At 33.1% G+C, this 9,330-nt stretch carries 9 protein-coding genes; 6 read left to right on the forward strand and 3 right to left on the reverse strand.

What is annotated here, in order from left to right:
• The first annotated feature begins 209 nt into the window (after positions 1-209).
• The 6 genes from ACMOUI_RS01645 to ACMOUI_RS01670 all read left to right on the forward strand — a co-directional run bounded on the left by ACMOUI_RS01645 (position 210) and on the right by ACMOUI_RS01670 (position 7,130).
• Positions 210-1,712, forward strand: coding sequence for a glutathione ABC transporter substrate-binding protein (locus ACMOUI_RS01645; protein WP_418964006.1), 1,503 nt, complete (start codon positions 210-212; stop codon positions 1,710-1,712).
• Positions 1,713-1,784: 72 nt separating this feature from the next.
• On the forward strand, positions 1,785-2,711 hold the full coding sequence (nikB, locus tag ACMOUI_RS01650; protein WP_418964007.1) for a nickel ABC transporter permease: 927 nt from the start codon (positions 1,785-1,787) through the stop codon (positions 2,709-2,711).
• A gap of 13 nt (positions 2,712-2,724) precedes the next feature.
• Positions 2,725-3,606, forward strand: a complete 882-nt coding sequence (gene nikC, locus ACMOUI_RS01655; protein WP_418964008.1) for a nickel transporter permease — start codon at positions 2,725-2,727, stop codon at positions 3,604-3,606.
• Between the two features lie 23 nt (positions 3,607-3,629).
• Positions 3,630-4,631 carry an ABC transporter ATP-binding protein gene (locus ACMOUI_RS01660; protein ID WP_418964009.1) on the forward strand — a complete coding sequence of 334 codons (1,002 nt, stop codon included), beginning with the start codon at positions 3,630-3,632 and terminating at the stop codon, positions 4,629-4,631.
• Positions 4,621-5,586 (forward strand): ABC transporter ATP-binding protein, encoded by a 966-nt coding sequence (locus ACMOUI_RS01665; RefSeq protein ID WP_418964010.1) that lies wholly within the window; start codon positions 4,621-4,623, stop codon positions 5,584-5,586. Before ACMOUI_RS01660 ends, ACMOUI_RS01665 begins: the two co-directional genes overlap by 11 nt.
• 74 nt (positions 5,587-5,660) lie before the next feature.
• A complete protein-coding gene (locus ACMOUI_RS01670; RefSeq protein WP_418964011.1) occupies positions 5,661-7,130 on the forward strand; it encodes a nucleoside kinase in 1,470 nt (489 codons plus the stop codon).
• 57 nt (positions 7,131-7,187) lie between these two features.
• Here the strand turns inward: ACMOUI_RS01670 and folP are convergent, their stop codons facing one another.
• The 3 genes from folP to folE all read right to left on the reverse strand — a co-directional run.
• Positions 7,188-8,009, reverse strand: a complete 822-nt coding sequence (gene folP, locus ACMOUI_RS01675; RefSeq protein WP_418964012.1) for a dihydropteroate synthase — start codon at positions 8,007-8,009, stop codon at positions 7,188-7,190.
• Positions 8,010-8,018: 9 nt separating this feature from the next.
• Positions 8,019-8,840 (reverse strand): 2-amino-4-hydroxy-6-hydroxymethyldihydropteridine diphosphokinase, encoded by an 822-nt coding sequence (gene folK / locus ACMOUI_RS01680; protein WP_418964013.1) that lies wholly within the window; start codon positions 8,838-8,840, stop codon positions 8,019-8,021.
• A 10-nt stretch (positions 8,841-8,850) separates the two neighbouring features.
• Positions 8,851-9,330: GTP cyclohydrolase I (gene folE / locus ACMOUI_RS01685; RefSeq protein WP_418964014.1), on the reverse strand; the 480-nt coding region annotated here is incomplete at its 5' end.

Genomic DNA, 9,330 nt, shown 5'->3' on the forward strand with positions numbered 1-9,330 from the left:
TTATAACAGGTGTAATAAAATAAATCAATACCGAAAAAAAGAACAAAAATAAAAATATTTTTTCTTTTTTAGTAATATTGAAAAAATTTATTTTTTAAATAGTTTTGATTCATTAAATAAATTTGATTTGTACAAGATAAAAGGTTATATTTTATTAACAATATTAAATTATTGAAAAATAAAAAAATAGGAATGCGGGGGGAAAGAGAATGAAAAAAAAGATACTTTTATTGAGTGCATTAACAATTTTCTTAGGATTGAATTTAGAGGCACAAGCTAGTAAGGACACCTTAATTGTGGCTCAAGGGGCAGATGCTAAAATTTTAGATCCACATGCGACAAACGACCAACCATCTTCTAGAGTAGCTGGACAAATCTACGACTCTCTAGTTAAACAAGATGCCAATATGAATATAGTCCCAGGTTTAGCTGAAAGCTGGACTCAAATTGATGATACAACAACAGAGTTTAAGTTAAGAAAAGGAGTAAAATTCCATAATGGAGAGCCATTAACAGCAGATGATGTAAAATTTACTTTAGATAGAATGAAAGCTTCTCCACAAGTATCACATATAATTGCAGCTGTAGAGTCTGTTGAAGTTGTGGATGACTCAACAGTTAGAATAAAGACTAATAAGCCTTTTGGAGCGTTATTAAGTCACTTATCACACACAGCGGCTTCAATATTAAATAGAGAAGCTGTTGAAAAAGGTGGAGATGCTTATGGACAAAATCCAGTTGGAACAGGTCCATATAAATTTGTGAGTTGGCAAGCTGGAGATAGAATATCACTTCAGGCAAACCCAGATTACTACATGGGTAAAGCTCCAACGGAGAAGGTTATCTTTAGAAGCATTGTAGAGGGAACAAATAGAACAATAGGATTAGAAACTGGAGAGGTTGATATAGCTTATGACTTAGAACCAGTGGATAAAGAGATGGTAAAATCTTTACCAACATTGGATTATGTTGAGGAACCATCTCTATCGATGGCTTACATAGGATTTAATGTAAATAAAGAAGCATTAAAGGATAAAAAAGTTAGACAGGCAATCTCATATGCGTTAAACGTTCAAGATATAATAGATGTTGCTTATCAAGGATCAGGGGAGAAAGCGAATTCACCTATAGGTCCAAAAGTATTTGGTTATAACCCAAATGCAAAATCATATGAGTATAATCCTGAAAAAGCAAAACAACTTTTAAAAGAGGCTGGATATGAAAAAGGCTTAAAATTAAAGCTATGGACAAATGATAATCCAACTAGAAGAGATATAGCTGTTATCGCCCAAGACCAATTAAAACAGGTTGGAATAGATGTAACAATTGAAACTCTTGAGTGGGGAGCATATTTAGATGGAACTGCTAGAGGGGAACACGATATGTTTATCCTAGGTTGGGTATCTGTAACAGGAGATGCTGACTATGGATTAGAGCCACTATTTAACTCAGCAAATAAGGGTGGAGCTGGAAATAGATCATTCTATTCAAATCCAAAAGTTGATGAACTATTAACAAAAGCGAAAAATTCAACAAATCCTGAGGAAAGAAAAGCTTACTACTATGAAGTACAAGAGATAATCCAAGAGGATGCTCCAATATTTACAATAGCTTATACAACTCAAAATATAGGAAAACAAAAAACAGTGGAAGGATTTAAAATGCATCCAGCTGGACACCACAAAATTTATGGAACTTATAAGACAAAATAAAAATATTTAATCTTAGAAAGGAAACCTAAATGGTTTCCTTTCTAGCATAAAGCAAATAAAGGGGGCTACACAATGTACAAATATATAATCAAAAGAATACTATTGTTAATACCTGTACTATTAGGGGTTTCATTTTTAGTATTTACAATAATGTCATTTACACCTGGAGATCCAGCTCAACTTATATTAGGGGAAAGTGCACCCAAAGAGGCTGTGGCACAATTAAGATTGGAGATGGGACTAAACGATCCCTTTATAGTTCAGTATTTAAGATTTGTAAAAAATGCAGTAGTTGGAAACTTTGGGCAATCTTATACAACAGGAAGAGAGGTATTTGGAGAGATATTTTCAAGATTTCCTAATACATTAATATTAGCGGTTTTAGGAATAATTATAGCTGTTTGCATAGGTATCCCTCTGGGAATAATCTCTGCAACAAGACAGTATACACTAATTGACAGTGTGAGTATGATAGGAGCCTTATTAGGGGTGTCAATGCCAGTTTTCTGGTTAGGATTAATGCTTATATTAACATTTTCAGTTAATTTAAGATGGTTACCTTCTGGAGGATTTGACGGATTAAAAAGTTTGATTTTACCATCTCTGACTTTAGGGGTAGGATCAGCAGCCATAATTACTCGTATGACTCGTTCTTCAATGTTGGAAGTTATAAGACAAGATTATATAAGAACAGCAAGAGCCAAAGGTGTTGCAGAAAAAGTAGTTATAAATAAACACGCTTTAAAAAATGCACTAATTCCAGTTATAACAGTAGTTGGACTACAATTTGGAGGACTTTTAGGGGGAGCTGTATTGACAGAATCAGTTTATTCATGGCCTGGTGTAGGAAGAATGATGGTAGATGCTATCAGACAAAAAGATACGCCTACAGTTTTAGCATCGGTAATTTTCTTGGCAGTTACATTTAGTGTGGTAAACTTAGCGGTGGACATATTATATGCTTATGTAGATCCAAGAATAAAATCGCAATACAAATAGAGGGGTGAATAAAGTGGCTACTACAAAGAATGAAAATGTTGGGAAAAAAAGAAGCCAATGGGCAGAGTTATGGAAAAATTTAAAAAGAAATAAAATGGCCCTATTTGGATTAATTATATTAGTAATTATAGTTTTATTAGCAGTATTTGCAGATCAAATTGCAAATTATGATCAAGTGGTAATTAAGCAAAATTTGAGAATGAGATTGAAACCACCATCAGCACAACACTGGTTAGGAACAGATGAGTTTGGAAGAGATATCTTTGCTAGACTTGTTCATGGAGCTAGAGTATCTTTAAAAGTTGGTATACTAGCTGTTGGTATAGCAATAGTAATCGGAGGGTTCTTAGGAGCTATAGCAGGTTATTATGGTGGAAAATTAGATAATATAATAATGAGAGTTATGGATATATTTTTAGCGGTACCTAGTATATTATTAGCAATTGCAATAGTATCAGCATTGGGACCAAATCTTTTAAATTTAATGATTGCTGTAAGTATATCATCAGTGCCAAGATATGCTAGAATAGTTAGAGCATCTGTTCTATCTATCAGAGATCAGGAGTTTATAGAAGCAGCAAGAGCAATAGGTGCAAGTGATGCAAGAATAATTTTTAGACACATTATTCCAAACTCATTGGCCCCAGTAATTGTTCAGGGAACTCTAGGAGTTGCAAATGCGATACTATCAACAGCGGGATTGAGCTTTATTGGACTTGGAATACAACCACCAGCTCCTGAATGGGGATCGATGTTATCTGGAGGAAGACAATATCTGAGATACGCATGGTGGGTAACAACATTTCCAGGAGTATCAATAATGATAACGATACTATCTTTAAATCTTTTAGGGGATGGATTAAGAGATGCATTAGATCCAAGATTAAAACAATAATTACAGTGGGGAGATGGACGTAAATGGAAAAACTATTAACTATAAAAAATTTATCTATAAACTATGAAACAAATGAAGAGAAAGTTTTAGCTGTTACAGATTTAGAGGTTGAGTTAGCAGAGGGAGAAACTTTAGGATTAGTTGGAGAAACTGGAGCTGGAAAAACAACTACAGCTCTAGGTATAATGAGATTAGTTCCAAACCCACCAGGGAAGATTTTATCTGGAGAGATCACTTTTCAAGGAAGAAATCTATTGACAATTTCAGAGGAGGATATGAGAGCTATTAGAGGAAGACAGATAAGTATGATCTTCCAAGATCCGATGACATCATTGAATCCTGTATTGACAGTTGGAGACCAGATAGCGGAAGTTATCCAAATACATGAGAAGTTATCCACAAAGGATGCTATGGAAAAGGCCAGTGAGATGCTTGAATTAGTTGGTATTCCGGGGAATAGATTAAATGATTACCCGCACCAATTCTCAGGTGGAATGAAGCAAAGGGTTGTAATAGCAATCGCTTTAGCATGTAATCCAAAGCTTTTAATAGCAGATGAGCCAACAACTGCTTTAGATGTTACAATACAAGCTCAGGTATTAGATTTAATGAACGATTTAAAAGAAAAGCTAAAAACATCTATGATATTGATAACTCATGATTTGGGTGTAGTTGCTCAAGTTTGCGATAAAGTAGCTATTATGTATGCTGGAGAGATTGTAGAATCTGGAACGCTATATGATATATTTGAAAAACCAAAACATCCATATACGCATGGACTATTTGATTCAATACCAAGTTTAGATGAGGAAGTAACTAGATTAAAACCGATAAAAGGGTTGATGCCTGATCCAACAAATTTACCATCAGGGTGCAGATTCCATCCTAGATGTCCATATGCTCAAGAAAAATGTTCAAGTCAAAGTCCTAGAACAACAGATGAGAATGGACATAAAGTAAAGTGTTTAGCTTATGAGGGAATAATCAATGTACCAGAGCTACAAGGGGGAAGAAATGGCAGATAAAATATTAGAGGTTAAAAATTTAAAGAAATATTTTAATACTCCAAAAGGGCTTTTACATGCAGTGGATGGAGTTACATTTTCCATAGAAAGAGGAAAAACTTTAGGTGTGGTTGGAGAATCTGGATGCGGAAAATCAACTACTGGAAGGGTTGTATTAAGACTTCTTGAAGCAACTGATGGAGAGATTCTTTTTGAAGGGAAAAATATAAGAGAGTATGGAAAATCTGAGATGGTTAAATTAAGAGAGGAGATGCAAATAATTTTCCAAGACCCATATGCATCTTTAAATCCTAGAATGACTATCAGTGAGATTATTGCTGAGCCTCTTATAATACATAAAAAATGTAAGAATAAGCAGGAACTACAGGAAAGAGTAGCTAAGTTAATGGAAACAGTTGGATTGAGTGAAAGATTGACAAATACATATCCTCACGAGTTGGACGGGGGAAGAAGACAAAGAATTGGAATTGCAAGAGCATTGGCATTAAATCCAAAATTTATAGTTTGTGATGAGCCAGTTTCAGCTCTAGATGTTTCTATTCAAGCTCAGGTACTAAACCTTATGAAAGACTTACAGGAAGAGTTTGGGTTGACATATATGTTTATAACTCATGATTTATCAGTAGTAAAACACTTTTCAGATGATATAGCTGTAATGTATTTGGGAGAACTTGTAGAAAAAGCTCCTGCAAAAGAGCTATTTAAAAATCCAGTGCACCCATATACAAAGGCACTACTATCAGCGATACCTATTCCAAGTATAAAGTATAAAATGAATAGAGAGAGATTAAAGGGTGAGATAACATCACCAGTTAATCCAGGAGTGGGATGTAGATTTAGAAAGAGATGTAGTATGGCTGTTCCAGAGTGTGGAAATGCGACACCTACATTGAGAGAGATATCTCCAGGACACTTTTATGCTTGTCATTTAATTGGAAAAGATGAAAAAAAGTAGAGAAATAAAAAAGGATAACTCTAGATTAGGACTTAAACTAATTTAGAGTTATTTTTATAATTAGGAGGAAAAATATGGAAAAGTTTGAGAGTAGAAAATACCATTTAACAGCAAAACTTGTTTTATTGAAAGCTATCAACGATATCTATCCAGAATTTCAAATCACTTTTAGAAACTCCTTAAATAATGGAGTATATGTCACTATAAATGGAAAGGGATATGTAACGGAAGAGGAGATAAAAAAAATAGAATCAAGAATGAATGAGTTAGTTTTAGAGGCATTACCTATAAAAAAGATTAACTTCAATTCAGAGTGTGTAACCCCAAAACACCTAGAGAGTATAAGAACAGATTTGAAAGAACTTTTGGAAACAACGGGTATAATCTCATTTTTTGTATATGAGTTAGGAGATTATAAAACATATTTTATAGAGGAGTTATACGAAAACACACAATATGTTGATCTATTTGAACTATATTCTTATGATGAAGGATTTATTTTTAAAACTCCTAAAGATATAAATGGAGTTATTCAAATTCCACCTATGATAGATGATAGGAAACTAGCTAAAGTATATAAAGAGAGCTCCAAATGGAATGATATAATGCAGGTGTCATGTGTGGGAAGTTTAAATAGGATAAATCTGCAGGGAGATATAGTTGAACTAATAAGAGTAAATGAAACTTTACATGACAAAAAGATAACTAAAATAGCGGAAAAAATATTAGAGGATAGAGATATAAAAATAGTGACAATAGCAGGACCAAGTTCATCGGGGAAAACGACATTTAGTAATAGGCTAAAGCTTCATCTGATGGCATCGGAAATAAGACCACTTATGATATCATTGGATGATTACTATATAAATAGAGATCGAATACCTCTAGATGAAAATGGGAAAAAAGATTTTGAAACAATAAAGGCCTTAGATATAGAGCTTTTAAATAGGAATTTAAAAGAGTTGATGTTAGGGAAAGAGGTGGAGTTGCCAAAATATGATTTTTCAAGTGGACAAAGAAAAGAGAGAGGAGAGATAGTAAAAATATCAAAGAGTACAGTTATTATTCTTGAGGGTATTCATGGGTTAAATAACTCTCTGATAGAGGGAATCTCTCAAAGTCATATATTTAAAATTTATATCAGCTGTCTAACACAGTTAAATATAGATTCTCATAATAGAATAAAGACAAGTATAGTTAGAAAAATGAGAAGAATAGTTAGAGATAGTATCTCACGAAACTTTGATGCTGAAGAAACTTTAGAGATGTGGGATAGAGTAAGAAGAGGGGAGAGTAAAAATATTTTCCCATATCAAGAGAATGCGGATGTAATTTTTGACACGAGTTTAGCATATGAGATAGGGGTTTTAAAACCAGCTGTGGAAAGAGAGTTAATTAAAATAAAAATGGATAGTCCTCATTACAGTGAGGCAAGAAAACTTTTAAGATTACTGAGTTACTTTACAACAATTTCAGAGAGATATGTACCAGATGAATCTATACTAAAGGAGTTTATAGGAGGAAGTTACTTCTATAACTATTGAGAAAAGAGTGATTAGAAAAAGAGAGAGCATGTCAATGCTCTCCCTTTTAGGTATTGATTATTTTTTAAAATATATAATTTTATCAGCAATAGAAAGGGCTTTTTTATGCTCTAAAACATCATGTACCCTTATTATTTTAGCACCGTTTAAAACCCCTAAAGTGTTAACGGCAATAGTTCCCTCCACTCTTTCTTGAGGAGAGAGGTTTAAGTCTTTCCCGATGAATCCTTTCTTAGATACTCCTAAAAGAATGGGAGCTATAAAGGATATTTCATGTAATCTATTCAGAACCTCTATATTCTCCTCATAGCCTTTTCCAAAGCCAATCCCAGGGTCAATTATTATTTTATTTGTATCCAGTCCATTGCTTTCTGCAATTTCAAAGGTTTTTTTAAAAAATTTTTTCATGGATAAAATTATATCCTCTTCATAAAATTTTGAGTTTTGATTGTGCATAGCAATGACAACACAGTTATACTTAGCTGCAACTTTAGCCATTTCACCACTATCTCTTTGGAGTCCCCAAACATCATTTATAATATGAGCTCCAGCTTTAAGTGCTGCTTCAGCCACTTCATATCGATAGGTATCAATGGATATGATACAATCCAACTCCTTTGAAATTTTCTCAATAACAGGGATAACTCTATTTAACTCCACCTCTAAAGTTACCTCTTCATGTCCTGGACGAGTTGATTGTCCACCTATATCAATAATATGAGCACCTTGAGAAATCAGGGATTTAGCATGTTCAAAAGCCAGATCTATAGAGTTGTATGATCCTCCATCAGAGAAGGAGTCAGGAGTAACATTTAGAATACCCATAATCAAAGTTTCATTGTTTAAAGAAAAAGTTTTTCCAAGTGAAGAAAAGAACATAATTACCTCCTATATAGACTTGTCTAAGATTCTTTTTAATACAGATATATATTTTTTCTCTAAAGGATGAATAACATTTGGAGCAATCTCATTTAGAGGGTCTAAAACAAAAGAACGTTCACACATCCAAGGGTGGGGAATAGCAAGGTTTTCATCTTGAACAACTAAGTCATTAAAAAGAAGAATATCTATATCAATAACTCTAGGTCCCCACTTAATCTCTCTAACTCTACCCATTAAAATCTCAATATTTAAAAGCTCTTTCAATAGCTCTTGAGGAGTGAGTAAAGTTTCAATCTGAAGGCAGGCATTTAAAAAGTTATCCTGTACAACATCTCCAAAGGGTTCTGTTTCTAAAAAACTACTTACACTTAAAACTTTTGTATTTTTAACTTTTGAAATATGCTCAATAGCAGTCTCTAAGTTATGTTTTAAGTCGCCTATATTTGTACCAATTGAAAGGTATGAAATATTACGAGAACGTGAGATTTCCACTGCTACAAAATCAAAATGCTTCTTGATAGGAGCCCAAGGCTTCTTAATAGTAACTTTAACATTTTTAATAAGAGAATATTTTAATAAAATCATCTCAGCAATAGATTCAGCCAAGGCTTCTATTAGATCAAAAGATTTAGAAAAAAATATTTTCTCAATATCGTCAGCGACAAAACCATAGTGAGTTGACTGAGTTAAATCGTCTCCAATACCAGCTTTTCTGGTACAAGTATCCATCTCCACAGAGATAACAAATTTTTGTTGAAGAAATTTTTCCTCTTGAAAAACACCATGATTTCCAATAAATTCTAAATTTTCAATATATATTTTGTCCATAAATGCCCCTCTATTCTTTTATAAGATTTAAAAATTCAAATTTTAAGTTTTCTTGAGTATTAAAAATACCTTTAGAAGCCGTTGTAATAACTTTACTCCCAATTGCCTTAACTCCTCTCATCGTCATACAAGTGTGCTCAGCTTCAATAACTATGTAAACACCTTGACACTTTAAACCACTGAAAATAGTTTCTGCAATCTCTTCGCATAATCTCTCTTGAAGTTGAGGTCTTTTTGAATAGGCTTCAATAATTTTTATAATGTCTCCAAAACCTACTATTTGACCATTTGGAATATAGCCTACAGATATTTTACCAAAAAATGGCAAAAAGTGGTGCTCACACATAGAGTAAAAAGTAACATTTTTTTCAATGACTAAATCATTACTATTAACTGGAAAAGTTCTTTTTAAAAAATCATATGGATCTATGTTAAGACCTGAAAAAATATCTTTATAAAATAGTTCGATTCTTTCAGGAGTGTTTTCAAT

Origin of the sequence: Cetobacterium sp., from assembly GCF_048470075.1 — a bacterium.
GTDB lineage: Bacteria > Fusobacteriota > Fusobacteriia > Fusobacteriales > Fusobacteriaceae > Cetobacterium_A.